Source organism: Streptomyces sp. NPDC088810, assembly GCF_044750305.1.
Taxonomy (GTDB): domain Bacteria; phylum Actinomycetota; class Actinomycetes; order Streptomycetales; family Streptomycetaceae; genus Streptomyces.
The window spans coordinates 42,589-67,986 of record NZ_JBIVJQ010000020.1 but is presented as its reverse complement, the minus strand read 5'-3'; the positions used below and the strand labels follow the sequence as shown (position 1 = coordinate 67,986).

The following is a 25,398-nucleotide window of genomic DNA, read 5'->3' as shown; positions in this document are numbered from 1 at the left end:
TAGCGTGACCGCCATCTGATCAAGCTATCGATCCCGCCCGGGATCGGCGGAGGAGGGGCTGTGCGGCGCACGGAGTCGGTCGGGGAGGGCTCGGCGACGGGAGAGGCCGAGGGGGAGGCTCCCGCGGTCGTCGGACCAGCGGCGGTGGCGGACGGGCCGGTTGCGCTGCCCGACGAGGAGACGTTCCGGATGCCGCCGGCCTGGCGGCGGCTGGTGCATCCGCGGCGGGGCGGGATCGAGCGGAGCGTCGCCGGGCTGCACGCCGAGGCCGAGCAGCGGACGGCGTTCCGGCTGCGTGAGGAGACGGACTGGATCGAGGCGATGCTGGCCGCCCCGAAGAGCGACCCGCGGATCGTCCAAGCCACCAGGGACCACCTGAGCGGCCGTCACGACCCGTTGGGTGCCGCGGTGATCGCCTCGCTGACCTTCCACTGGCAGTACCCGGACGGCATCCACGTCGACGCCTGGGTCCGCGCACACGGACTGGCGTTCGCCGCCCAGGCGGTGGTGGAGTACTTCGACGTCGAGCCGCACTACCACCAGAGCGGCACCCGCCGGGACGACCCGTGGCTCGGTTTCCGCGCCGACGGGTCCATGGCCACCCAGTGGGCGTGGTCGAAGTTCGCCGAACGCGTGCGCGCCCTGCTGTCCGTGGCCGACGAGGACACCTACCGGGAGACGGTCGCCGCACTGGCCGGCTGCCGCACCGGCGTCCGCCGCCGTGTCGTCGTGTCCTACCTGCTGCCGGCCGAGCAGCAGTGGGTCGACGAGTGCTGCGTCGAGGTATCGCAGGCCGAGGGGATGCTGCGCGCGATGCTGCTGTGCTCGCTGAACTCCCCGGAGCAGCTGAAGCACTTCGGCCACCGGGCGGGCCTCGGCTGGAACGGCTGGACGTCGGCGCTCGTCGCCACCCTCGCCGAGGGCACCGGCAAGGCCTTCGCCCCGCTCCTGGAGGAGGCCCTCGACCGGGCCTACACCTCCGAGCAGACCAAGGCCTTCGCGAACGCCCTGGTCGAACTGCCGTCGGACGAGGCCTTCGGTCTCCTCCTGGACCGCATCGGCGACAAGCACGTCCGCCCGCACCTGCTGGAGGCCATGCGCCGGTACCCGGTGCGCGCGCTGCGCCTGCTGGGCGCGGAGGCGACCGGCTCCGGCAAGAACGCCTCGATGGCCGGGCAGTTGCTCGTCGCGCACGTCCTCGCGCACACCGGCACCACCGCGGCCGTACTGCCCGACCTGCCCGCCGAGGTCGCCGCCCTCGTGACGCCCCACCTCACCCGTACCGACCGGGTGGCCGAGGCTCCCGTCGAGGCGCTGCCCGCCCTGCTGGTCAGCCCGCCCTGGGCCGGCAAGCGCAAGGCCCGCAAGGCGCGTGTGGCCGCCGAGGTACCCGCGGCGCCCGAGCCGCAGGTGGTGTGGCGGCCGGACGAGCAGGAGGCCTGGGCCAAGGCCGACGGCTGGTACGGCGGATGGCGTGTCGGCTACGACTGGTCCCGCGAGATCGAGCACCTGCAGCGGACCGGGCAGCTGCGGAGCTTCCACGACGTGCGCCTGTTCGTCGCCGGCCCCGAGGACGTCGTACGACCGCTGCTCGCCGACTGCGCCCCCGAGGACTTCTGGGACGGCGAAGCGGCGCTCAAGCCGGTCGCCGCACGGCACTCCCTGGCCGCCCTGCCGCTGATGCGGCGTGCCGCGGCCCGGCACCCGAGCACCCTGGGCGCGCTGGTGCTGCCCTACCGGGACGTCGAGGTCGCCGCGCTGGTGTGCGACTGGCTGGCCCGGCTGAAGTCCGCCGACGCCACCGCCCGCGCCTGGCTGGCCCGGCACGGTCTGGACGCGGTGCCCTTCCTCGTCCCGCACGCGGTGGGGCCGGCCGGCGCGGTCCGGCGCGGCGCGGAGAAGGCCCTGCGGCTGCTGGCCGAGGCCCACGGCGGCACGGCGGTCTCCGCGGCCGTCGCCGGGTGCGGTGAGGAGGCCGCGGGCATAGTCGAGGAGACACTGGCCGTCGACCCGCTGGTCAGCGCGCTGCCCGCCCGCGTGCCGGCGGTCGGCGCCTGGGCGGACCCGGCGCTGCTGCCGCAGATCCTGCTGAGCGAGGGCGGCGCCCTGCCCGCCGACGCGGTCCGCAACGCGCTGATGCTGCTGGCGCTGTCCAAGCCCGGCGAGATCTACCCGGGCCTGGAGGTGCTGACCGCCCACTGCACCGCCGACTCCCTCGCCGACTTCGCCTGGGGCCTGTTCGAGCAGTGGCGGCTGGCCGGCATGCCGGCCAAGGACAGCTGGGCGCTGCACGCGCTCGGCTGGCTCGGCGACGACGACACCGTGCGCCGGCTCACGCCCGTCGTGCGGGCCTGGCCCGGCGAGGGGGGCCACCACCGGGCCGTGGAGGGCCTGACCGTGCTCGCGACCATCGGCACCGACGTGGCGCTGATGCATCTGCACGGCATCGCCCAACGGGTGCCGTTCAAGGCGCTCAAGCTGCGCGCCCAGGAGAAGATCGCCGAGGTCGCCGAGGGTCTCGGCCTGACCGGGGAGCAGCTGGGGGACCGGCTCGTGCCCGACTTCGGCCTCGACGCCGACGGCACCACCGTCATCGACTACGGCCCCCGGCAGTTCACCGTCGGCTTCGACGAGCAGCTGCGCCCCTACGTCCGGGACGCCGACGGCAAGCAGCGCAAGGCGCTGCCCGCGCCCGGCGTCAAGGACGACCCGGAGCTGGCCCCGGCCGAGCGCAAGCGGTTCGCCGCGCTGAAGAAGGACGTCCGCACCATCGCCGGCGACCAGGTGCGGCGCCTGGAGGCGGCGATGGTCGCCCAGCGCACCTGGACGGCCGCGGAGTTCCGGGAGCTGTTCGTCGCCCACCCGCTGGTGTGGCACCTGGTCCGCCGCCTGGTCTGGATCGGTGACACCGGCGGGGTGGCGACGGCCTTCCGGGTGGCGGAGGACCGCACCTTCGCCGACGTCGACGACGACGAGCTGACGCTGCCGGAGGAGGCGACGGTCCGGGTGGCGCACCCGCTGCACCTGGCCGACGACCTCGCCGCGTGGTCGGAGCTGTTCGCGGACTACGAGATCCTCCAGCCGTTCCCGCAGCTGGGCCGGGCCGTGCACACGCTGACCGAGGAGGAGGCCGCCGGGCACCGGCTGACCCGGTTCGAGGGCGCGCGCGTGCCGGTCGGCAAGCTGCTCGGCCTCACCAAGCGGGGCTGGGAGCGCGGCGTACCGCAGGACGCGGGCGTGGAACGCTGGTTCCACCGGCGCATCGACGACGACCGCTACCTGGTCATCGGGCTCGACGAGGGCATCGCCGTCGGCGCGCTGGACGTGTTCCCCGACCAGACCTTCGAGAACGTCTGGCTCGACTCCGCCCCGGGCGACTACTGGCGCAGCCGCGCGTACCCGCTGCGCTTCGGCGACCTCGACCCGGTCATCGCCTCCGAGATCCTCGCCGACCTCACGGAGGTGACCGCCAAGTGACCGCCACCGTCGAAGAGGCCGGCGAGGCGCTGCTCCAGCGCCCGCCCGCCGAGGTCCGGTACGCCGGCGAACTGGCCGCCCTGCGCGCCGCGGACGACGATCCCCGCCCCCCGGGCTGGCAGTTGAGCCTGCGGGCGGCCCGCCGTTTCATCGTCGGCGACGAACCGGCCGGCATCAGCCGCAAGTTCGTCGGCAACGTCTCCCTGGTCGAGCGCGCCCTGGTGACGCTGGCCACCAACCGCGGGCTGATGCTCGTGGGCGAGCCCGGCACCGCCAAGTCGCTGCTGTCGGAGCTGATCGCGGCAGCCGTCAGCGGCAGCAGCGCGCTCACCGTGCAGGGCGGCGCGGCCACCACCGAGGACCAGATCAAATACTCCTGGAACTACGCGCTGCTGGTCTCCGAGGGCCCCTCCGCGCGCTCCCTGGTGCCCGCGCCGATGCTGCGCGGCATGGCCGAGGGGCGGATCGTACGGTTCGAGGAGATCACCCGCTGCCCGCTGGAGGTGCAGGACTGCCTGCTGTCCCTGCTCTCCGACCGGGTCATCACCCTTCCCGAACTGGACGGGCCCGACGGCCTGGTCTTCGCCCGGCAGGGTTTCAACGTCATCGCCACTGCCAACACCCGCGACCGGGGCGTCAACGAGATGAGCGCCGCCCTCAAACGGCGCTTCAACTTCGAGACGGTGCTGCCCATCGCCGACTTCGAGACCGAACTGGCCCTGGTGGAGGCGGAGGCCGCGGCGCTGCTGCGGCAGTCCGGGGTGGAGCCGCCGCCGCGCCGGGACGTACTGGAGGTACTGGTCGGCACCTTCCGTGAACTGCGCGGATCCGCGGCGCAGGGCGAGCGGATGTCGACGGTGATGAGCACCGCCGAGGCCGTGTCCGTGGCCCACGCGGTGGGGGTGCGGGCCTGGTTCCTGCGCGGCGAACCGGGCGGTGCCGCCGACGTGGTGGCCTGCCTGGCGGGTACGGCCGCCAAGGACAGCCCCGAGGACCTCGCCCGGCTGCGCCGCTTCCTGGAACAGGAGGCACCGCGCCGGCCCGGCCCGCAGTGGCAGGCCCTCCACGAGGCCCGCCACCTCCTGGCCGACTGATGCCGGCCACGGCAGCGCCCGCCGTCTTCCTCGGCGTGCGCCACCACTCACCGGCCTGCGCGCGTCTGGTCGCCGACACGATCCGGACGCTGCGGCCGGCCTGCGTGCTGGTGGAGGGCCCGGCGGACATGAACGACCGGATGGACGAACTGCTGCTCGGGCACACGCTGCCCGTCGCCGTCTTCAGCCACTACCGCGACGACCAGCGCACAGCGACGTCCTGGACGCCGCTGTGCGACTACTCACCGGAGTGGATCGCGCTGCGCGAGGGCCGGGCGGCCGGTGCCGAGGTGCGGTTCATCGACCTGCCCGCCTGGCACCCGGACGTAGCCGGCCACACCGACCGGTACGCCAACCGCTACGCGGACGCGGAGGCGCGGTACGCCGAGGCCACGCGCCGGTTGTGCGAGCACTTCGCCGTGGACTCAGTGGACGCCTTGTGGGACGGGCTGTTCGAGGTCACCGAGCCGGGTACCGACCCGCGGGAGCTGCGCGCCCGGCTCGACGCCTACTTCGAGCTGGTGCGCGGCGATGCGGAGGCGCACGCCGGGGACCGGGCGCGCGAGGAGTACATGGCCTCCTGGGTGCGGGCCGCGGAGGCCCGCGCCGGCGACCGCCCGGTGCTGGTGGTCACCGGCGGCTTCCACCAGCCGGCCCTGCGGGCACTGTCCGCACGGCAGCGGTCCGCCGCGGCCCCGGCCGACTGGCCCGCGGTGCCCCAGCCGCCTGACGGTGCGCTCGGCGGCAGCTTCCTCGTGCCGTACTCCTTCCGGCAGTTGGACGCCTTCGCCGGATACCAGTCCGGCATGCCCTCGCCCGGCTACTACCAGCGGCTGTGGGAGACGGGCCCGCCGGCGGCCGGGCAGGGCCTGCTGCGCGCGGTCACCGAGCGGCTGCGGGCCCGCGGGATACCGCTGTCCACGGCCGACCTGATCGCCGCCCGCTCGCTGTCCCAGGGGCTGGCCCACCTGCGCGGCCACCCGTACGAGACGAGGGTGGACGTCCTCGACGGCCTGGCCGGCGCGCTGATCACCGACGACCTGGACCGGCCACTGCCGTGGACGACGCGGGGCACCCTCGGGGCGGGCACCCATCCGGTCGTGGTGGAGATGGTCGCCGCCTGCACCGGCGAGGCCGTGGGCCGGCTCCACCCGGACACGCCACTGCCCCCGCTGGTGCACGACGTGACCGCCCACCTCGCCCACCTGGGACTGGCCGACGCCGCCGCGCCGGTCACCCTGGACCTGACGAAGGAACGGGGCCTGTCCCGCAGCCGCGCCCTGCACCGGCTGCGCGTCCTGGGCGTCCCGGGGTTCACCCGGGTCTCGGGACCGGCCCACGGGGCCGACCCGGTGTTCACCGAGGTGTGGGAGCCCCACCCGGCGGCGGCCGGCCGGGAGGCCGCGCTGATCGAGGCCGGTGCCTACGGGGCACGCCTGGACGAGGCGGCCGCGGCGCTGCTCGGCGAGCGGACGCGCGCGGCGGGCCCGGATCTCGGGGCGCTGGCCGGGCTGCTGTTCGACGCCGTGCTGTGCGGGACCGGCCCGCTCTGCGCCGACCTGCTGACGGCGCTCGCGGACCGGGTGGGTCAGGCCGGCGACCTCGGCCCGCTCGGCGAGGTGCTGTCGGCGGCGCTGGGCCTGTGGCGGCACGACCGGGTGTTCGGCGTGGCCCGGGACGGTCTGCTGGGCGGGGTGGTGGGCAGCGCCGCCGACCGGGTGTTCTGGCTGGCGGAGGGGCTGCACGGCGGCCCCGGGGCGGACCCGGCGGTGCTGGGCGCGCTGGCGGCCGCGCGGGATGCGCTGCGGCACGCGCCCGCCTTGCTGTCGGTCACCCCCGAGGCCGCCGTGGAGGCCGCCGCCCGGATCAGCCGCGACCCGCGTGCCCCGGCCGCACTGCGCGGAGCCGCCTTCGGCCTGCGCTGGGCACTGGGCGTCCCGGACGACCCCGGGCCCGTGGTTCAGGTGCTCGCCACGGCCGCGGTGGACACCCTCGGCGACTGGCTGACCGGCCTGTTCGCGGTGGCCCGCGAGGAGGTCGCCCACGGCACCACGACCGAGGGCGACTCCCTGATCGACATCGTGGACGAGGTCGTATCGACGCTGCCCGAGTCCGGCTTCCTCGTCGGACTGCCCGCGCTGCGCCAGGCCTTCGCCTTCTTCCCGCCCCGCGAACGCGAGCGCATCGCCGAGCGCCTGCTGCACCGCCGCCGGCTGCGCGGCTCGGCCCGCTCCCTGCTGCGCACCCCCGCCGACCCCCTGCTGCTGGCGCGTGCCAGAGCCCTGGAGGAGAACGTGACCCGACTGCTGGACCGCCACGGCCTGGCGGCGGCACCCGTGCCCGCCCCTCGCCCGGAGGTGGCCGGATGAGCCCCACACCGGCCGACCCGGCTCCGGCGCCATCCGGCACGCCGGCGGCGCCCGACCCGGGGCTGGAGCGCTGGCGGCTCATCCTCGGCGCCGCCGCCGAACGCTGCACCGGCCCGCTGCACGGCGCGTCCGCGGCCCGGGACGCCGCGCTGGACTGGCTGTACGGCCGCGACGAGGACCTGCGCCGACGCGGGGTGCGCCGCGGGGCGGCCGACTCCCGGGAGGGCGGCAGCGGACCGTCCCAGCTGACCGCCGTGGACTGGCTCGACGGCATCCACCGACTGTTCCCGAAGGAGACCGTGGAGCGGCTGGAACGCGACGCGGTGGAGCAGTACGAGATCCACGAGATCGTCACCGACCCGGACGTCCTCGCCCGCGTCGAGCCCAGCCAGACCCTCCTGCGCGCCGTCCTGCGCACCAAGCACCTGATGAACCCGCAGGTGCTGGCGGCGGCCCGCCGGATCGTCGAAACGGTCGTACGGCAGCTGATGGAACGGCTCCAGCCGGAAGTGCGCCGGGCGTTCACCGGCTCCCGGACCCGCCGCCCCAGCCGGCTGCCGCTCGCCCGCGACTTCGACTTCCGCACCACCATCCGCGCCAACCTCGCCCACTACCAGCCCGCGGAACGCCGCATCCTCATCCAGCGGCCCCACTTCCACTCCCGCACCCGCCGCCACCTGGAGCAGTGGCAACTGGTGCTGCTGGTGGACCAGTCGGGCTCCATGGCCGGCTCGGTGATCCACTCGGCGGTCACCGCCGCCTGCCTGTGGAGCCTGCCGGGTCTGAAAACCCATCTGGTGGCCTTCGACACCGCGGTGGTGGACCTGACCTCCGAGGTGACGGACCCGGTGGAGCTGCTGATGCGCGTCCAGCTCGGCGGCGGCACCGACATCGCCCGCGCCGTCGGCTACGGCGCCTCGCTCGTGGAGAACCCGCGGCGCACGATCGTCGCCCTGATCTCCGACTTCTACGAGGGCGGCGACCCGTTCCGCCTGGTGCGCACCGTGCGGCAGCTGGTCGAACAGGGCACGACCGTGCTGTGCCTGGCCGCCCTGGACGAGGCCGCCGACCCCGTCTACGACCGCGACCTGGCCGGACGGCTGGCCGCGGTGGGCGCCCCGGTGGGGGCGATGACGCCGGGCCGGCTCGCGGAGTTCGTCGCGGAGCGGATCGGCCGCGGAGGGCAGGCCCGGTGACCCGCTCCGACCTGCTGGCCCTGACACCCGACACGCTGGCCTCGCTCGCCAACCGGGGCCTGGTCAAGCGCGCCGACAAGGACCTCGCGGCCGGCTCCGGACCGGTGGTGACCACCGGCGACGACGGCACCGTACGCGGCACCTTCCCGGACGGCACCGAGACCGTGCTGCCGCCGGGCCGCGGCCTGGACGCGGCCGACTGCACCTGCGCCGCGGCGGGGATGTGCCGCCACCGGGTCGCCCTGGTGCTGGCCTACCAGCGCGGCGCGCCGGAGCAGCCGCCGGCGGCCGAGGAACCACTGGAGGACTGGTCGCCCGGCGCGTTCGACGACGACGCGCTGGCCGCCGCGCTGGGCCGCACCGCCCTGACCGCCGCCCACCGCGTCCGTGCCCGCGGTTACACCGCCCGCGTGCACCGCCCCACCGCCGACGACCCGGCACCCCGCGTGGAACTGCCCACCTGCACCGTCCGCTTCCCCGTACCGCGCGCGCTGGGCTACGCCCTCACCGACGCGGCCGCCGCACTGCGCGGCGAGGTCGTCACCCTCGCGGTGTGGGCCTTTCGCGCCGCGGACGCCGAGGGGACGACCGAGGTGTCCGTCGGCGGCCGTACGACCACGCCCACCGCAGCCGCCGACGAGGCGCTGCGCGCGGCCGTCGCGCTCGCCGACGAACTCCTCCTGGACGGCGTGCGGCAAGCGGGCCCGGTGTTCGCCGGCTCGCTCCGCCGCGCGGGGAGTGCCCTGGCCGCCACCTCCCAGCACTGGCCCGCGGGCGCGGTCGCCGACCTGCGGGAACAGCTCGACGCCTACACAGCCCGGGCGACCCGCTACACCCCCGAACGCCTGGCCCTGCTCCTCGCCGAGCTCCACGCCCGGCACCGCGCCGCCGGCCACGACCCGGTCGGCGTGCTGGGCACCGCGGAGGCGCCGGTGACCCGGCTGCGCCGGGTACGGCTGGTGGCGCTCGGCTGCCGCATCGGCGGCACCGCCCGGGACCGTACGGCCGAGACGTACTTCGCGCACGCCGACGCCGGCATCGCCCTGGTCCTGCGCACCCGCTGGGACCTGACGGAAGATCAGCACCCCACGGGCCACGACCTGTCCGCGCGCCGCCTGCTCGGCTCCCCGCTGCACGCGCTGGCCACCGCGAACGTCGTCAGCGAACACACCACGCGTGCCGCCGACCGCACGGTCACCCTCGCCCGCGGCCGCATCGCCGCCACGAGCATCACGCCGGTCGGCTCGGCCTGGACGGAACTCCCCCAGGCCCTGCTGGTGCGGGACACCGCCGCACACCTGCGGGCGGCCGGCGAGCGTCCGCCGCGACTGATCCGCCCGCGCGTCGCGGCGGACGCCGTACGAGTGATCGTGGTGGACGCCGTCGAGGAGATCGGCTACGACCCCGCCGCGCAACGCCTGGAAGCGGTGCTCCGCGACCCGGCGGGCAACGGCGTCCACCTCCACGCCGACTACAACCCGCTGTGCCCCGGCGGCCTCGACGCGCTGGCCGCCGCCCTGGCCGACGACGGGATCCGCGCCGTCAGCGGCATGCTCGGCCGGGCCCGCGGCCGTACCGTGCTGGACCCGCTCGCCGTCCTGACCGACGACGGCGTGACCGTCCCCGACCTGGCCCCCGGCGCCGGCGACAGCACGCTCGAAGCGGCCGCGCACCGCCCGCACGACCCGATCACCGCAGCCCTGCAGGCGGCGCTCACGGCCCTCGCGGACGCGGCCCACCAGGGCCTGCGTCACCTGACCCCCGCCACGCGTACCGCCCTCACCGACAGCGCGGACCGCCTGCGCCGCGCCGGCCTGAACGGTGCGGCAGGCCTCCTGGACGACCTGACCCGCACCCTGGACGACCAGGGCGCCCCCGGCGCCGCCCCGCACTGGGTGACGGCCCACATCCGTCTGACGACGACCCTGGACCTGCACCAGGAGGACGGCTGACGACCCTCAGAACGCTCCCAGGTCCGCGGCGACCCAGTGCTCCGGCCGCATGTAGACGAGGAAGTGCTCGCCGAGGTGCTCCTGGTCGTACTCCACGAACGCGGCGACCTTCTCTTCCGGGAGGTAGCGCGCGGCCATCTCCCAGGACCGCTCGCGGCTGTCCGGGGCCGTCCTGGTGACCGGCCCCTCCACCCACACATAGCGCACGGAGGGCTGCGTGCGCTGCACCATCAGACTGAAGCGCCCCGCGGAGAGCAGCGCCCGCGCCTTGCGCGAGTCCGGCCCGGTCCGGACCCACAACTCGCCACCCGGCGTGTACTGGTACCAGATGGGAACCGTCAGCGGCGCGCGGTCCGGCCGTTCGACGACCGACAGGGCGCCGATGTGAGGCTCCGCCAGGAACTGTTCGCGTTCTTGTAAGGAAAGTGTCACGGGGTCGAGCCTAACGCCGAGCCCCGCCCGGACGCCGGGTCATCCGGTCCCGCGGTCCAGGACCCGGCGGGCCGCCTCGGCCTCCGCCGCCTGCGGGGACAACTCGTCGAGGGTGTCGAGTTCGTCGTCCGCTTCCAGTTCCCGCTCCCAGGCCGCGGCGAGCTGTTCCTGTTCCTCGCGCGGCTTCGCGCCGACGGTCTCCCGGTGGCCGGGGTCAAGCGCCGCCAGGAATCGTTCGACGGGGTCCTTCGGCATGCAGTGCTCCTTGTCGCCGCTCGCGGTGCCGCTCCCGGCCCAGCATGGCCAACCGAGCCCGCACCCGCCGCCCGACACGGCCCCGGACCACCCTGATGGCGTCAGGTCTGCCGCGCGTGCACGGGGTCGTTCGCGACCTCCTCCGGGCACTTGCGGCGGGGCCGCTTCGTCCGCCGGTCGCGCTGCCAGTCGGCCGTCGCCAGCGCCAGGGACGCCGCCATGCCGACGAGGGCGGCACCCAGCGCGGTGACGAGCGCGCCGCGATAGTCGTGGCTCCTGCCGAGCACCAGGTAGAAGAGGCCGGGCAGCGCGGCGGTCCCCAGCGCGGCGCCCAGCCGCTGCCCGGTCTGCAGGGCACCGCCCGCCGCGCCCGCCATGCGTACGGGTACGTCCCGCAGGGTCATCGTGATGTTGGGGGAGACCACGAAGCCGCCGCCGATACCGCCGAGGAACAGGACCGGAGCGGCGAGCCAGGGCGCCATGTGCAGCGGCGCGAAACGGAGCAGCAGCGCGGTGCCGCCCAAGCCGACGATCACGCCCGCGAGACCGCACACGGTGAGCAGGCGCCCGAACCTTTCGACCAGCCGGCCCGAGACCACGGCCGCGCTCGCCGAGCCCAGCGCGAAGGGGGTCACGGCCAGGCCGGACCGGAGGGGGGAGAAGTCGAGGCCGCGCTGGTAGAAGAGGGCGAAGACCAGCCAGACGCCGCTGAAACCGACGAAGTACAGCGTGCCGATGCCGGCGCCGACGGCATAGCCGCGCACGGTGCTGAACAGGCGCGGGTCGAGCAGCGGCTGGGCACCCCGGGCGACGAGGCGGTGCTGCCACCAGGTGAAGACGGCGAGCACCGCCACACCCACCGGGAACAGCCACCACAGCCGGTGCAGGCCGCCGGAGTCCGCCTGGACCAGCGGATACATGAGCGCCAGGACGCCCAGCCCGAGCAGCAGCACGCCGGCCACATCCACCTGACCCCGCTCGGAGCGCCGGGTGCGCGGCAGCAGCCGGCGGCCGAGCAGGACGGCCAGGATGCCGATGGGGACGTTGACGTAGAAGATCCACCGCCAGCCCTGGGCACCGGAGGCCAGGGCGAGGATGGCGCCGCCGGTGATCGGGCCGGCGGCGGAGGAGATGCCGACGGTGGCGCCGAAGAAACCGAAGGCGCGACCGCGCTCGGCGCCGCGGAACATCTGCTGGATCAGTGCCGAGTTCTGCGGAGCCATGAAGCCCGCCGCCAGGCCCTGGGCGAGCCGGGCCGCCACCAGCAGGGTGATGTCCGGGGCCGCTCCGCAGGCCGCGCTGCAGAGCACGAAGCCGCTCAGGGCCAGCAGGAAGATCCGGCGCCGGTCCAGGGCGTCACCGAGGCGGCCCGCGGTGACCAGGGCGAGCGCGAAGGACAGGGCGTATCCGGAGACCACCCACTGCACCTGCGCGGCGGAGGCGTGCAGGTCGCGCTGGATGGTGGGCAGGGCGACCGCCACGATCGTCACGTCCAGCAGGCTCATGAAGCCGGCCACCAGGGTGACCCACAGGGCACGCCACCGCTGCGGATCCGGCTCGTACCCGGCCTCCTGAGCGTCCGGCTCCCGACCGTCTGCCGCCGATGTCGACGCTGTCACCTGGACTCCTCTCCCAGGGCGGCCACCCGGTCGAACCAGGTTCCCCCGGCCCCGCACGGGCACACATGCTCAGCGTCCCGCACAGAGCGCCTACCTGCCTGGGCTGATCCGGGCGGACGGCGTGCGGGCGATACCGAGCCGGCCGGGGCCGGCGTGGCCGGACCGGTGGCGGTGACAGCGAGGGCGGCGGCCACCACCGTGGCCGGCAGACCGGTGCGCGTCCTCGTCGTCCGCCGTTTCCGCACCCGGCCCCCGGGAACCCGGGCGGGGCGACGAGTGGATCGGAGGACGGCCATGACGGAACACACCGACGAGCCTGCCGACCGGTACGCACGGGCCCGCGGCGACGAAGAGCCCGGAGCACACTCGGGCGGCGAGAGCCAGGCCCGCGAACGGACGATTCCGGGCACGGCCGGCGCGAAGGAGGGCTACCAGCCCGAGCACGGCACAGTGGCCGGGGAGCCGCTGCGCGGCGTAGGCACGGAGGAGCAGGAGGGGGAGAAGCGGCAAGAGGGCGAGGGCACGGGTTCCGGCGGGTAGCCACCGGCCGGGCCTACGGCACGGCGCGCCGGGGACGGTTCAGGAATCGGCCGACTGCCGCTCTCCGTCCCCGGCCGCCGTCTCCACGCGCGGCGAACCGTCCGCGGACGGACGCCGTACCACCAGGCTCGCCACCTCGAACGACATCTCGGTCGTCCCGGGGTCGGGTGCCGGGTGGTAACGACCGGCGCTGACCGAGAGATTGACGATCAGGTAGGCGTGCCAGGTGTGCCCCACTCCTCGTCTGTCCGCGAAGACCCGCGCGCCGTTCAGCCACCAGACCACCGAGCGCGCCCCGAAATCGGTGCGCAGGTCCACCCAGGCGCCGGGTCGGACGGAGTCGTCCCGGAGGTAACTGCTGCCGCCGCGCACATGGTTGGTGAACTCCAGCAGGTCAGGGTTGTCGGGGTGGTACTCGAAGACGTCGACCTCCTGGTCGCCGTCCCGCCAGGTCCAGATGGCCGGCCAGGCACCGACCTCCTCGGGCAGTCGTACGCGCGCCTCCAGTACGTCCCCCGACTGCACGGTGAACTCGTCCTGGCTGCCCTCGGTGGTCAGCAGCCCCGTGTTCCACCGTCCGTCCGGCCGGCGGGTGGCCCGGAAGACGCCCGAGCGGCTGTAGTCGGCGTCGGGCACGAGGTAATCCAGCTTGTTGTCGCCCGGGTTGACCGGTCCGCCTCCCGGATAGGCCCACGAGCGCCCCGCCACCCACTGGGTCTCGGAGGCGAAGTCCGCCGTGAACACGACGTCGGGCGGGGGCGGGACGCGAGGACCCGGCAGCGGGCCACGGGATGTCGATTCGTCCATATGCGATGTCTCACCGGCTGGCGACCGGCCATGCGCCCGGGCGGCGGCCCAGCCGGGGGCACATCCGTTCGGCGCTTCCACCGCCCGATGCCGGTCCGCACGTGCCGGGTCAGTGCAAGCTGGCGCCCTGCGCACGGAGTTCCCGCTGGACCTCGCTCACCGGGACGTCACGCGGCTGCCGGCCCCGGGTCGCGGCGAGGGCCGCGCAGACGCCCGCCGCTTGCCCGGTGGCCATGGAGATCGGCATCACGCGGTAGGAGGAGTGCGCCACGTGGTCCCCGGAGATGCAGCGGCCCGCGACGAGAACGCGTTCCACGTCCCGGGGGAGGAGGCAGCGCAGGGGGATGTCATAGGACTCCCCGCGCGGCAGGCGTTTCAGCGTGGTGCCGCGACCGCTCGGGTTGTGGATGTCCACCGGGTAGGCGCCGCGGGCGACGGCGTCCTCGAACGTGCGGGCCTTGAGCACGTCGTCGCCGGTCAGCTGGTACTCGCCCAGGATCCGGCGGGTCTCCCGCACGCCGACCTGCACACCGCTCTGGACGACGTAGGAGTCGGCGAAACCGGGCACACGGTCGCGCAGGAAACGGGCGATCTGCGCCATCTGGCGGTGGGCCGTGAACTCCGCACGGGTGAGGTCCCAGACACTGGTGCCGAGCACCTCGGTGACACGCGTCGAATTGACCGCCACCTCACCGCTGTTCGGCGTGGCGAAGAACAGCACGTCCTCGCGCGGCAGGTCCAGCTCCCCGGCGTCCGCGGCGGCCCGGACCAGGTCCCACAGGCCGTGCACGCCCCTCCACTGGTCCGGGTGGGCGCGGGTGTAGGCGGTGAACTCCTCGTGGTCGAAGCGGACCATGCGGAACATCAGCGACATGGGCTGCGTCCAGCCGTCCTCCGGCCGGCCGATCTCGTACGACGCCCCGGCCGCCGCCGCGATGTCGCCGTCCCCGGTGCAGTCCACGATCACGTCCGCGTCCATGACGAGGGGACCCGACTTCGTCTCGAACACCGCACGCGCGCGGTCGGGCAGGCTGATGACGTCGGAGGCGAAGGCGTGCAGGAGCGTACGGACCTCGTGGCCCTCCAGCAGCTCGTACAGCACCAGCTTGAACAGCTCCGGATCGAAGGGCACGGTGTAGCCGGTCTCCAGCGAGGGCCGGATCGCCGCTCCCACCCGCACCAGCTGGTCGAGCAGCACCCACAGCACCCCGCCGACGACCGGCTCGCCCTCGCCGTGATCAGGCGGCAGCAGGCGCGTGGTGTCACCGGCCACGGCCTGCTTGACCTCGTTGTGGAAACTCATCAGCGGCATCACCAGCGCCGCGGTCGCATTGCCGCCGAGGAACCCGTACCGCTCGACGAGAACGACCTCGGCGCCCGCGTTGGCGGCACCGAGGGCCGCGCCGATGCCGGCCGGCCCGCCACCGATCACCAACACCTGCGTGGAGCCCGCGTGCAGCGCCCGACGCGGCGGAAGCTCCACCGTCCGGGGAACGCGGGGCGGCATCAGGTACGACACGTTCACTCCCTCCGGGGACCGGTGGCCGTCGGCCCTAGCCCAGGGTGGAGGCGGGCACGGGCGCGGCACCCTGCAGGACCCGCTGCGCGGCCGCGCCGTCCAGATAGGCGAGGAGCCGCTCGGCGGTCTCCGCCGCCCGCAGCCGCATCGCCGCCGTACGCACGGCTGTCTCGGCCGCACGGGCACGCCGCTCGTCCCACAGGCGGTCCACCTCCGCCAGCAGCAGCCCCGCCGTCTCCCTGACCACACCGCGCAGGGCCGGCGCGCCGATCCGCTGGGCGAAGTCGAAGACCTTGCCCGCGTACGGCAGCGGCAGCAGGGGGATCCCGGCGAGCGCGGCGAAGATCAGGAAGTGCAGCCTCATCCCGACGGCCAGGTCCAACTGGCTGACGATGTCGAGGACCTGCTGCGGCCCGTGGTCGCCGCGCAGCACCGTGCACCGGTCCGCCTTCGCCATGCGTGACGCCACGGCGTGCGCGTGCCGGATGTCGCCGCGTTCCATGGAGACGAAGACGACATGAGCATTCAGCCGGTGCACGAGGAAGTCACCCACACTGGCGAGAAGCTGGTGATACTCCTCCTCGTCCAGGTGCTCCGCCGCACGCCCGGGCTCGCGCACGCTCATGCCCACCAGGCGCACCCGGCGCGGCACGGCCTCCGCCCGCAGCAGCGCCCCGCCGCGATCGCCGGGCACCAGCAGCAGCGCCGGATCGGCGGTGACGGTGACGGGCCGGGCCAGTCCGGCCTCCTCGAGCACGAGCTTCGACTCCTCGTCCCGGACCGTCACCTCGACCGCGTCCGAGAGGACCGTACGGACCCACGCACAGTCCGCCTCGTCGGTGAGCGGACCGGCCCCCACCGCATAGGTGAAGACGGGTACGCCGAGGTCCTGGGCGGTGCGGGCGGTCCGCAGATAGCGACGCGCCTCGGTGTCGTACAGGATTCCGCCGCCCCCGAGCACCAGGACGTCCAGCCGCCGCAGATGGGTGGAGATGCCCTCCCGGCAGACCCCCTCCCAGCCGACGACCTCCACCTGCGGATGGACGCTGCGGGTGTGCTCGGGATGGCGGGAGAAGATCACGAAGCGGGTTCCCGGCCGGCCGGCGCGGACGCGGTCCAGCAGGGCGGTGAGAATCGCCTCGTCGCCCACGTTCCGGCCGCCGTAGGAGCCCAGTACGCCTACGGTCACGTCGTCTGCGCCATCCATGACCGCTCCCTGCCGTACGACTCTTCGGGCATGTCGGTACCAGCTTGCAGCCTTCCGGTGAGAACGCGCGACCGCGTCGCTCAGGGGCGGTCCGTCCGGCGGGACCCTCGCGCCCCGCCGCCTCCCGCACGAGCATTTCCGCCCGTTCGCGCGGTCGGGTGAACATGGGCCAGTGACCGGTGTCCAGCTCGACCAGCCGCCACCGTTCGCCGGTCAGCAGCTCGGCCACCTCGGCGTCGAGCCCGGCACCGTTGAGCAGGCACCTGACGTGCGTCGTCGGGATCTGCGGGAGGGGGCGGGCAAGGACCGCCGGCTCGGTCAGCGTGTCACCTGGATGCGGCGTCGAGCGGTCCACGATGACCGCTCCGCCGTTCGGCCACCGGGCCACGCACGACTCGCCGTCGGCCGGCACCGGCGCGTCCACGAGCACCAGGCGCACCAGCCGGTCGCCGATCCTCCCGGCGGCCTGAGCGGCGGGAACGCCGCCGTAACTGTGTCCGACGAGGACGACGTCCCGCACGCCGGGACGTGCCGCCGCGCCGAGGACGTCCCGGACATGGGTCGACTGCCGTGCCGGAACACCGCGCTTCTGGGCCTCGTCAGCGGACGAGGCGGTGCTTCCTGCCCCCTCGGTGGAAGCGCACGGCGCCGTAGACGAGATCGGCGACGAGCACGACGACGCCGATGACCAGCAGATAGAACAGGCCGTGGGTCACGACACCGATGATGCCCAGGGCGACGGCCACGAGGATCAGGAACAGGAAAATGCTCATCGGAGCTCCCGTCGGCTTCGGTAGGTCAACGGCGGCCCAGGCGCCGCTCGCCGCCGGCGCCCGGTGTGTAGGTCAACTCGTAGTGGGCGAAGATGGACGGCTCGTCGGCGGCGGGCAGCTCCCCGTCGATGTCGATCGACGGTGCCTTCTTGACCCGGTCCTTGCCGTGCGCGACCTTCAGATACCCCGGACCGACGGTCGCACCGGGGAGGGGCACGAACACCAGCCGACGGCGGGTGGGCAGGCCCACGGTCACAGTGGCGAAAAAGGGCTGGTCGGTGCTGGTGTCCACGTAGACGGCCTCCAGCGTGCCGATCTTGTGCCCGTCCGCGTCGACAACGTCGTGCCCTCGCCATTCGCGGATATCGGATGCCTCGAACATCACAACCTCCTTTGCGGGGGTACCCATGCTGGGGCCGGTGATGTCACCCCGCCAGCCGGGTTGCGCCCGAGTCGGTCCCGTTCCCGCCCGGGTCCAGCCGGACCTGCAGGCTCTGGACGCTGCGGGCGACCCGGGCCGGGCTGTACGACACCGGGTGGCCCGTCGGCCGGGGCCGGCGCGGGAGCAGGTGCGCGAGCGCCGCGGTGGCCTCCAGGCGGGCCAGTGCGGCGCCGAGGCAGTAGTGGCTGCCCAGCCCGAAGGCCAGGTGCCGTGGCTGCCGGTCGAGCCGGAGCCGGTGCGGCTCGGGGAAGACGCGCGGATCACGGTTGGCCGCGCCGAGCAGAACCAGGACGAGGGTGCCGCGCGGTACGGGCGTACCCGCGATGTCGGCGTCGACCAGGGCACAGCGGGGCGCCAGCTGGATCGGCGGATCGAAGCGCAGCAGTTCCTCCACGGCCACGGCGCACGCCTGCTCCGAGTGGCCGGCGGCCGCGAGCCACGCCAGCTGGCCGGGATGCCGGAGCAGGGCGTGCGTGCCGTTGGCGATCAGGCCTACGGTCGTCTCGTATCCGGCCGCGACGAGCTGTGCGCACGTCGCCACGGTCTCCGCCGGTGCCGGCCGGTCGTCGGAGCCCTGGGCGAGGGCGCGCAGGATTCCCGTGCCGGCCGGACGGCGCAGGGCGACGCCGATGTCCCGCGCCAGCCAGACCCGCGCCCGCGCGATCCGCTCCCGCGTGCCCGGGTCGATCAGACCGGGCGGATCCATGCCGCGCACCAGCAGCGCGGCCGCCTGCGTGAAGCGGTCACGCAGATCCTCCGGCACGCCGATGAGATCGGCGACCACCCTCGCGGACAGGGGCCGCGCGACATCCGCGACGACGTCCGCCGTACCGGACCGTGCCGCCTCCTCGACCAGACGCGCCGCCACGTCGCCGACGCGGCGGCGCAGGGACAGGACCTCGCGCGCGGTGAAGGCGCGCCGTACGCGTTCGCGCTGCCGGGTGTGGCCGGGCGGATCGGTCAGCAGGAAGGTGCGGGCCGGCACGCCGTAACCGGTCCGGTCCTGAGCCGTCTGGGCGCCGTGGCCGAAGCGCGGATCGCCCAGGACGGCCTTTGCCTCGAAGTAGCCCAGAACGACGATGTCACCCGAGTCCGTGCGGTGCACCGGACCACTCGAACGGCGTACCTCCTCGTAAAAGCGGTACGGATTCCGCACGAACTCGTCGGTGCCGATGTCGAAGGGCAACTGGCCGGTCAGACAGTCGATGAACGTATCGGATGCTTCCATGCGGACTCGGCTCCATTGCCGTAGCAGCGGGCACACATTCTGATAAAGAGTGCACATGACGGCTGAGCGCGGAACGGATGGCGTCGCTTTTCACGCGAGTGCGGGAAGAACGCGGGGACGCTGGGTGAGCGCCGGGGCCGTCTGCTCGGGGCTCTTTCTGCTCGGCATGGATCTCACCGTCCTCAACGTCGCGATCCCCGAACTGCAGAGCGCGCTCGGTTCGTCCGCGGGGCAGACCCAGTGGATCGTCGACGCCTACGCGCTGGTGCTGGGCGGTCTGGTGCTGTCGGCAGGAGGCGTCACCGACCGGATCGGCCGCAGACGAGCGTTCCTCGCCGGCCTGGTCACCTGCGTTTTCGCCTCCGTGGCGGGCGCGCTGGCCGCCGTACCGTGGCAGCTGATCCTCGCCCGTGGCGCCATGGGCGCGGGCGCGTCGCTGATCATGCCCGCGACCCTTTCGCTGCTCACCACCCTCTTTCCGGAACGGGAACTCCGGCGCCGGGCCATCGCGCTGTGGGCGGCCGTGGGAGGGGTGGGCGGTGCCCTGGGGCCGGTGATCGGTGGCTGGCTGGTCAGCCATCACTCCTGGCGGGCGGTGTTCTGGCTGAACGTCCCGTTCACCGCGGCCGTCATCGTGCTCACGCTCCTCGTGGTCCCCGCACCACCGCCCGCCCGCACCGAGCCCGTCGATCTCCCTGGAACCGTACTGTCCGCGACCGGGCTGCTGGCGCTGGTCTGGGCGATCATCGAAGGCCCCGCCCGAGGGTGGACCAGCACGCCGGTCCTCGCCGTGTCCGCCGTGGGCGCCGGGCTGCTGGCGTCCTTCGGGGTGTGGCTGCGGCGGGCGCCGGCGGCCATGCTGCCCCGGCATGTACTGCGCCGTGCGGTCACCGTCCCGGCGGCGGCCCTGGCCATGATGTCGTTCGCGATGTTCGGCGCCCTCTTCGTCATTTCCCTCTATCTGCAAGGAGTGTTGGACTGCACTCCCTGGGAGGCCGGTGTGCGCACCCTGCCGTTGCCGGGCGCTCTCATCGTGGGCGCGGGGCTGGCCGCGCCGCTCACCGTGCGGCTGACCCACCGGTCGGTCATGGTGAGCGGCCTCCTCGTGACCGCCGGCTCCTTCGTGCTGCTGTCCCGTACGACCGCGGAGTCCGGTTATCCGTACCTGGCCCTGGTGCAGATCGTCGCGGGCCTGGGGGCGGGCCTGACGGCCGCGGCCGGAACCGCCGCGGTGATGGAGAGCGTGGGCGAGCCGTACGCCGGTGTCGGGTCCGCCGTCAACGACGCCAGCCGCCAGGTCGGCGCGACCCTCGGCGTCGCCGTCCAGGGCTCCGTCCTGGCCACTGTCTACCGGGACAGGATCAGCGACGCGCTCTCCCATGCGGGACTGGGCGGCCTGCCGTCCGCCGCCCGGGACGGCGTCGTCGCGGCCGCGCGGGCGGGCCGGCAGGCCACGCCCGCCGTGAGGCACCAGTTGCTGGCCGCCGCGACAGACGCCTTCGTCGCCGGGCTCACCCGCACCGCGTGGGTGGCGGCCGTGGTCGTCGTCGCCGGTGCGGTGGCCGTATGGCGGGGGCTGCCCCGCCTCCCCGCCGTCCCCGCTTCACCCCGTTCGGAAAGGTGCGCCGCGCAGAGCAGCGCTCCGTAGACCACTCCGGTCATTGTTCGCCGACACGCGCCGGTGCTTCCCCGGCGCGACTGTCCCGGGTGCGCTTTGCTGGCTGTCCGCCGAATCGAACTTTCCTTCCCGGGGTGAATTCTTGGCCGACCAGCTGATCGTCGACACACTTGTCCGTCTCATCGTCCGCCATTTCGAAATGGACCCGGCGCAATTGAGCGCCGACAGCAATCTGCAACACCTCGGCCTCGACTCGATCGCCCTGGCGGAACTACTCGTCGTGGTCGAGGAGGAGACCGGCATCGACGTCCCCCTCACCGACGAGGCCATGCCGACGGGGCCAGAAGTCACCCTCGGCGCGGTGGCCGACTACGTGGCCCGGTTCGCCGACGAGTCCACCCGTGCCGTTCTGCACACCCTGGCCGCCGCACCGGCGGACGTGGACGCGTGAAGAGGTCCCGGACCGTCGTCACGGGCATCGGTCTGGTCACCCCGGGAGGTGTCGGGGCCGACGCGACCTGGCAGCGGCTGTGCGCGGGGGCACCGACGGCGTCCACCGACCCCGGGCTGGCGGGCCTGCCCGTGGACTTCAGCTGCCGGGTCCGGGACGAGGAACTCGCCGCCGCGCTCGGACGGGGGCTGCGCTGGCGCACCGACCGTTTCATCCACCTCGCCCTCGTCGCCGCGCGGGAGGCCGCCCGGGACGCCGGTCTGGAACCGGGGCGGTGGGACGCCGACCGGGTCGCCGTGGTCATCGGGGTGGGCAGCAGCAGCCACGACACCGACGTGCACGTCCTGCGCTGCCTGACGTCCGGCGCGTACCGGAAGATCTCACCGACCACGGTCCCGCGGGCCTTGCCCAACATGGCCGCCGGCGAGGTCGCCGCCGACCTCGGCGCGAAAGGACCCGGTTTCGGCGTCAGTACCGCCTGCGCGTCCGGCGCGACCGCCATCGGCATCGGCCGGCAGCTGCTGAACGCGGGCATGTGTGACATCGCGCTGGTCGGCGGGGCGGAGAGCGCCTGCGGGCCGCTGTCCAGCACGGGGTTCTGGCGGCTGGGGGCGCTTTCCACCCGCTGCCACGACCCGGTGGGTGCCTCACGTCCCTTCGACGCGGAACGGGACGGCTTCGTGCTGGGCGAGGGCGCTGGTGTGCTCGTCCTGGAGCGGGCGGAGCACGCACACGCCCGCGGCGCCCGGGGGAAAGCCGTCCTCTCCGGATTCGGCGCCACCAGCGACGCCCATCATCCGACGAGCCCGCATCCCGAGGGGGAGGGCGCCGAACGCGCGGTGCGAGCAGCGCTGGCGGAAGCCGGCCTGACGCCCGCCGATATCGACCACGTCAACGCGCACGCCACGTCGACGCCGCTGAACGACCGCAGCGAGGCCGCCGTCCTGCACCGGGTGTTCCGCCGGCCGCCGCCCGTCACCGCCACCAAGAGCATCCTGGGGCACTCGCTGGGGGCCGCGGGTGCCGTCGAGGCCGCCGTGTGCGTGCTGTCCCTGCACCACCAGACCATCCACCCGACCGCCAACCTCGGCACGCCCGAACCCGGCATCGACCTCGACATCGTCACCAAGGCCGTCCGCGTCTGCCGGATCGAGACGGTCCTGAGCACCTCGTTCGGCTTCGGCGGTCAGAACGCCGTCCTCGTCTTCCACACCCCCTGACCGGTGCGCCGAGCGTCAGCCGAGCGATACGCCGGTGAGGCGTTCCAGTTCCTGGACGAGCCGGGCCTGGAACGCTTCGTCCTGCGCGGCGGGGTGCGGGGTCTGGGTCTGCCGGTGGTACCAGTAGCCGCCGGTCGCCGGGGTCACGTCGTGGCCGGTGGCGAGCCACACCTGGGTCTGGTGCCCGGCGGCCAGGTCGTCGGGTGCGCAGGCACCGCCCATCCGGGTGGGGACCCAGCCGGGGTCGACCGCGTGGCTGGTGGTTCCCTCCCAGCGGGACGCGCAGGCGAGCGCGAGGGCGGTGACCCACAGCTTGCTGTCGTCGTAGGAAGCGGTGCCGTCGGCCAGCCGTCGCAGGTCGGTGGAGCCGGTCCGGTGCATCGAACTGCTGAGGTAGACGAGCCGGGCCGGCTTGTCCATGAGGGCAGTCAGCAGGTAGGGCGCGACGGTGTTGACCGTGCTCACGTCGGGGGAGTGCAGGACGCCGGCATTGTGGATGACGGCGTCGAAGCGGCCGAACCCGCCGGACTGCCGGGCCACGTCACGGATCTGATCGACTTCGGCGAGGTCACCCGTGACGACACCCTTCCACCGGGCGGTGTCGTCCGCGCCCGTGAGACGGGACGGGTTGCGGACGTGGACGACCACGTCGTGCCCGTCGTCGGCCAACGCGTGCGCCGTGTCGCGCCCGAGCCCACTGGATGCGCCGGTCACCAGAATCAGTGCCATGTCCGTCCGTCATCTCCCGTGCTTCCCTCGTCTTGCACCTGCCCCACCAGCGTCGCATTCCGCCGCGCGGCGCGGCGAGCAACGTGCCGAGGTGTCGGCTCGCCGCCCTGAGCAGCTCCTTCACGGACGGTGAGCCTGCTGTGCATGGCGATGTGCCTGTCGGACGGCGTGGCGGGTGCTCTGGACGCGACGGGCGGCCGGGAACTACGCCGAGCCCCTGCCCGACTGCGGGGGCGCACGGCGCCGGCGCCATTGGCGAACAGCAGCGTGCCGCGGCCGAACCCGGGGGGCCGGGCATCCGCTGCCGGGCCCCGGACGTGTGAGGCTGCGGTCAGGGCTTGAGCAGGGCTTTGATGGCGCGGCGCTCGTCCATCGCCTTGTAGCCCTCGGCGACCTGGTCCAGGGGCAGGGTCAGGTCGAAGACCTTGCCCGGGTTGATCCGGCCGGACAGGACGCGGTCGATCAGGTCGGGCAGGTAGCGACGGACGGGCGCGGGACCGCCGCGCAGGCCGACCTGGGAGAAGAACAGCTCCTGGCCGTCCACGGCCACCTCGTGCGGGACGCCGACGAAGCCGACGTTTCCGCCGGGCCGCGCGGAGTGCAGGGCCTGCCGCATGGCCTCGGGCGTGCCGACGCACTCCAGCACCGAGTCGGCGCCGATGCCGTCCGTCAGGTCCTTGACGCGGGCGATGCCTTCGTCGCCGCGCTCGCTGATGACGTCGCTGGCGCCGAACTCGCGGGCGAGCTTCTGCCGGGACTCGTGCCGGCTCATGGCGATGATCCGCTCGGCGCCCAGTTCCCTGGCGGCGATGACACCGCACAGGCCGACCGCTCCGTCGCCGACCACGACGGCCGTGGAGCCGGGCTTCACCTCGGCGGCGAGAGCGGCGTACCAGCCGGTGCCCATCACGTCGGAGACGGCGAGCAGGCTGGGCACGACGTCGCCGGTCGGGTGCTCGTTCGTGGCGACCAGGGTGCCGTGGGCGTTGGGAATGCGGACGTAGTCGGCCTGGCAGGTGCTCATGAACTCGCGGTTCAGACAGCTGGACTGCCAGCCGTTGCGGCAGTTCGCGCAGGTGTTGTCCGAGGTGGCGAAGGAGCCGACCACGAACTGCCCCGGCTTGACGTGGGTGACCTCGCTGCCGACCTCCTCCACGATGCCGACGTACTCGTGACCCATCGGGTGCGGATCATCGATGGGCTCCGCACCGCGGTACGGCCACAGGTCCGAGCCGCACACGCAGGTGGCCACCGTGCGGATGATCGCGTCGGTGGGCCGGCTGATCTTCGGGTCGTCCAGGTTCTCGAAGCGCACGTCGCCGGGCGCGTGGATGACTGCTCCGCGCATGGTGGGTCTTCCTTCGGTACGAGGGTCTTGTGCCGCAGCCCTGGGTGACAGACGGCTGCTCACGGTCGAGCCTCACACCGGAAGGCCGGCGCGAAAAGCGGAGAAATCCATCCGGGGAGGCAAACATCAGCCTGTGCTGCAGGAGACCGTGGGCCAGTTCCAGTTGCCGTTGGGCTGGATGGTGACGCCCCAGTTGTCGCCGTTGCCGTTGGGTTTGGCGACCAGCACCTGGCTGCTGGGATAGCTGGCGCTGACGTTCCAGGTGGAGAGGACCTTCGCCGGGGACGGCACGTTCATCGTGACCGTCCAGTTGCCGGAGCCGGAGACGGCGACGTTCAGGTTGTACCGGTCACCCCACTGCTGGCCGGCGGACAGCGTCGCGGTGCAGTTGCTGCCACCGCCACCGCCCGAACCGGCGCCGTTCACCGTGATGTCGGAGCTGCCGCTGCTCTGGTATCCCTCGGTGGCGAGGATCATGTAGTAATTGAAGCTGCCGAGGGGCATGCCGGCGCGGGCCCAGGCGTCGAAGTGGTTGCCGGTGGTGATGGTGCCGCCGGTCCGCTTGGTCTGCCGGACGCTCCAGTACTGGTTGAAGGTCTTGTTGCCTTCCACGGACGGGGCGTTGTACCGGGTCGTCTGGTAGATGTCGTACGTGCCCCCGTCACTGGTGACCGTGCCCTTGTACGTTCCGGTGGGCCGGTAGGTGCCCCAGTTGTCGACGATGTAGTACTCCACCAGCGGGTTCGAGGTCCACCCGTACAGCGCCAGGCAGGCGTTGCCGGACGGGTTGAAGGTGCCCGAGTACGTCACCGCCCTGCGTCCGCCGTTGCTCCAGCCCTTGCCGGCGACGAAGTTGCCGGTGTTGCTCCAGGAGGTGCTGTAGTTGCCCCCGGAGCCCAGGTTCATGGACACCGTTCCCGGTGCGTCCGTCCAGAACGAGTAGTAGTAACCGTTGTTCGTCCCCGTCTGGTTGCTGGTGATGACCGTGTCGGCCTCGGCGGTGCCGGGCAGCGTCAGCGCGGCCACACCGACCAGCAGCATGGTGCAGGCACTGCTGACCAGCAGCCTGAAGCGGTGTAAAAGTGCGTCCTTCATGCTTCCTCCTCGTCGTCGCGCTCCGAC

21 protein-coding genes are annotated in these 25,398 nt (G+C 73.5%); 9 read left to right on the top strand and 12 right to left on the bottom strand.

The annotated features are described in order from the left end of the window. Positions 1-60: 60 nt before the first annotated feature. Genes ACIP4Y_RS38020 through ACIP4Y_RS38000 form a run of 5 tightly spaced genes read left to right on the top strand, consistent with a single transcriptional unit; the run spans position 61 to position 10,088 of the window. Entirely contained in the window at positions 61-3,477 is a 3,417-nt protein-coding gene (locus ACIP4Y_RS38020) for a DUF4132 domain-containing protein (RefSeq protein ID WP_401401600.1), read from the top strand. Then, on the top strand, positions 3,474-4,571 hold the full coding sequence (locus ACIP4Y_RS38015) for an AAA family ATPase (RefSeq protein WP_401401598.1): 1,098 nt from the start codon (positions 3,474-3,476) through the stop codon (positions 4,569-4,571). Before ACIP4Y_RS38020 ends, ACIP4Y_RS38015 begins: the two co-directional genes overlap by 4 nt. After that, positions 4,571-6,940 (top strand): DUF5682 family protein, encoded by a 2,370-nt coding sequence (locus ACIP4Y_RS38010; RefSeq protein ID WP_401401595.1) that lies wholly within the window; start codon positions 4,571-4,573, stop codon positions 6,938-6,940. Before ACIP4Y_RS38015 ends, ACIP4Y_RS38010 begins: the two co-directional genes overlap by 1 nt. Continuing rightward, a complete protein-coding gene (locus tag ACIP4Y_RS38005) occupies positions 6,937-8,136 on the top strand; it encodes a VWA domain-containing protein (RefSeq protein WP_401401592.1) in 1,200 nt (399 codons plus the stop codon). The genes ACIP4Y_RS38010 and ACIP4Y_RS38005 overlap by 4 nt, the downstream gene beginning before the upstream one ends. After that, positions 8,133-10,088, top strand: a complete 1,956-nt coding sequence (locus ACIP4Y_RS38000; protein WP_401401589.1) for a hypothetical protein — start codon at positions 8,133-8,135, stop codon at positions 10,086-10,088. The genes ACIP4Y_RS38005 and ACIP4Y_RS38000 overlap by 4 nt, the downstream gene beginning before the upstream one ends. 6 nt (positions 10,089-10,094) lie before the next feature. Here the strand turns inward: ACIP4Y_RS38000 and ACIP4Y_RS37995 are convergent, their stop codons facing one another. The 3 genes from ACIP4Y_RS37995 to ACIP4Y_RS37985 form a co-directional block, all read right to left on the bottom strand. After that, positions 10,095-10,520, bottom strand: a complete 426-nt coding sequence (locus ACIP4Y_RS37995; RefSeq protein WP_401401586.1) for a pyridoxamine 5'-phosphate oxidase family protein — start codon at positions 10,518-10,520, stop codon at positions 10,095-10,097. Positions 10,521-10,559: 39 nt separating this feature from the next. Then, on the bottom strand, positions 10,560-10,775 hold the full coding sequence (locus tag ACIP4Y_RS37990; protein WP_358646025.1) for a hypothetical protein: 216 nt from the start codon (positions 10,773-10,775) through the stop codon (positions 10,560-10,562). Between the two features lie 101 nt (positions 10,776-10,876). Further along, entirely contained in the window at positions 10,877-12,394 is a 1,518-nt protein-coding gene (locus ACIP4Y_RS37985; protein ID WP_401401583.1) for an MFS transporter, read from the bottom strand. 294 nt (positions 12,395-12,688) lie between these two features. On the opposite strand from ACIP4Y_RS37985, the gene ACIP4Y_RS37980 reads away from it, so the two are divergent. Then, positions 12,689-12,934, top strand: coding sequence for a hypothetical protein (locus ACIP4Y_RS37980; RefSeq protein ID WP_358646029.1), 246 nt, complete (start codon positions 12,689-12,691; stop codon positions 12,932-12,934). A 39-nt stretch (positions 12,935-12,973) separates the two neighbouring features. Here ACIP4Y_RS37980 and ACIP4Y_RS37975 read toward each other — a convergent pair whose 3' ends face one another. The 6 genes from ACIP4Y_RS37975 to ACIP4Y_RS37950 all read right to left on the bottom strand — a co-directional run bounded on the left by ACIP4Y_RS37975 (position 12,974) and on the right by ACIP4Y_RS37950 (position 18,910). Next, positions 12,974-13,741 carry a beta-glucanase gene (locus tag ACIP4Y_RS37975; RefSeq protein WP_401401580.1) on the bottom strand — a complete coding sequence of 256 codons (768 nt, stop codon included), beginning with the start codon at positions 13,739-13,741 and terminating at the stop codon, positions 12,974-12,976. A gap of 109 nt (positions 13,742-13,850) precedes the next feature. Then, entirely contained in the window at positions 13,851-15,260 is a 1,410-nt protein-coding gene (locus ACIP4Y_RS37970) for an FAD-dependent oxidoreductase (RefSeq protein ID WP_401401577.1), read from the bottom strand. 34 nt (positions 15,261-15,294) lie between these two features. Then, positions 15,295-16,467 (bottom strand): polysaccharide pyruvyl transferase family protein, encoded by a 1,173-nt coding sequence (locus ACIP4Y_RS37965; protein WP_401401575.1) that lies wholly within the window; start codon positions 16,465-16,467, stop codon positions 15,295-15,297. Between the two features lie 599 nt (positions 16,468-17,066). After that, complete coding sequence (locus ACIP4Y_RS37960; protein WP_401401572.1) at positions 17,067-17,240, bottom strand: hypothetical protein; 174 nt, start codon at positions 17,238-17,240, stop codon at positions 17,067-17,069. A gap of 25 nt (positions 17,241-17,265) precedes the next feature. Then, positions 17,266-17,622, bottom strand: coding sequence for a PRC-barrel domain-containing protein (locus tag ACIP4Y_RS37955; RefSeq protein ID WP_401401569.1), 357 nt, complete (start codon positions 17,620-17,622; stop codon positions 17,266-17,268). 43 nt (positions 17,623-17,665) lie between these two features. Beyond that, entirely contained in the window at positions 17,666-18,910 is a 1,245-nt protein-coding gene (locus ACIP4Y_RS37950; RefSeq protein WP_401401566.1) for a cytochrome P450, read from the bottom strand. A 124-nt stretch (positions 18,911-19,034) separates the two neighbouring features. On the opposite strand from ACIP4Y_RS37950, the gene ACIP4Y_RS37945 reads away from it, so the two are divergent. From ACIP4Y_RS37945 to ACIP4Y_RS37935, 3 genes are all read left to right on the top strand, one after another. Then, positions 19,035-20,558: an MFS transporter gene (locus tag ACIP4Y_RS37945; protein WP_401401564.1), complete on the top strand. Its 1,524-nt coding sequence runs from the start codon at positions 19,035-19,037 to the stop codon at positions 20,556-20,558. 112 nt (positions 20,559-20,670) lie between these two features. Next, positions 20,671-20,979: an acyl carrier protein gene (locus ACIP4Y_RS37940; protein ID WP_401401562.1), complete on the top strand. Its 309-nt coding sequence runs from the start codon at positions 20,671-20,673 to the stop codon at positions 20,977-20,979. Next, positions 20,976-22,199 carry a beta-ketoacyl-[acyl-carrier-protein] synthase family protein gene (locus ACIP4Y_RS37935; protein WP_401401560.1) on the top strand — a complete coding sequence of 408 codons (1,224 nt, stop codon included), beginning with the start codon at positions 20,976-20,978 and terminating at the stop codon, positions 22,197-22,199. Before ACIP4Y_RS37940 ends, ACIP4Y_RS37935 begins: the two co-directional genes overlap by 4 nt. A gap of 15 nt (positions 22,200-22,214) precedes the next feature. Here the strand turns inward: ACIP4Y_RS37935 and ACIP4Y_RS37930 are convergent, their stop codons facing one another. The 3 genes from ACIP4Y_RS37930 to ACIP4Y_RS37920 all read right to left on the bottom strand — a co-directional run bounded on the left by ACIP4Y_RS37930 (position 22,215) and on the right by ACIP4Y_RS37920 (position 25,371). Then, a complete protein-coding gene (locus tag ACIP4Y_RS37930) occupies positions 22,215-22,928 on the bottom strand; it encodes an SDR family NAD(P)-dependent oxidoreductase (protein ID WP_401401557.1) in 714 nt (237 codons plus the stop codon). A 331-nt stretch (positions 22,929-23,259) separates the two neighbouring features. After that, complete coding sequence (locus ACIP4Y_RS37925) at positions 23,260-24,276, bottom strand: zinc-dependent alcohol dehydrogenase family protein (RefSeq protein WP_401401554.1); 1,017 nt, start codon at positions 24,274-24,276, stop codon at positions 23,260-23,262. 126 nt (positions 24,277-24,402) lie between these two features. Continuing rightward, positions 24,403-25,371: a glycoside hydrolase family 11 protein gene (locus ACIP4Y_RS37920; RefSeq protein WP_401401551.1), complete on the bottom strand. Its 969-nt coding sequence runs from the start codon at positions 25,369-25,371 to the stop codon at positions 24,403-24,405. Positions 25,372-25,398: the final 27 nt, after the last annotated feature.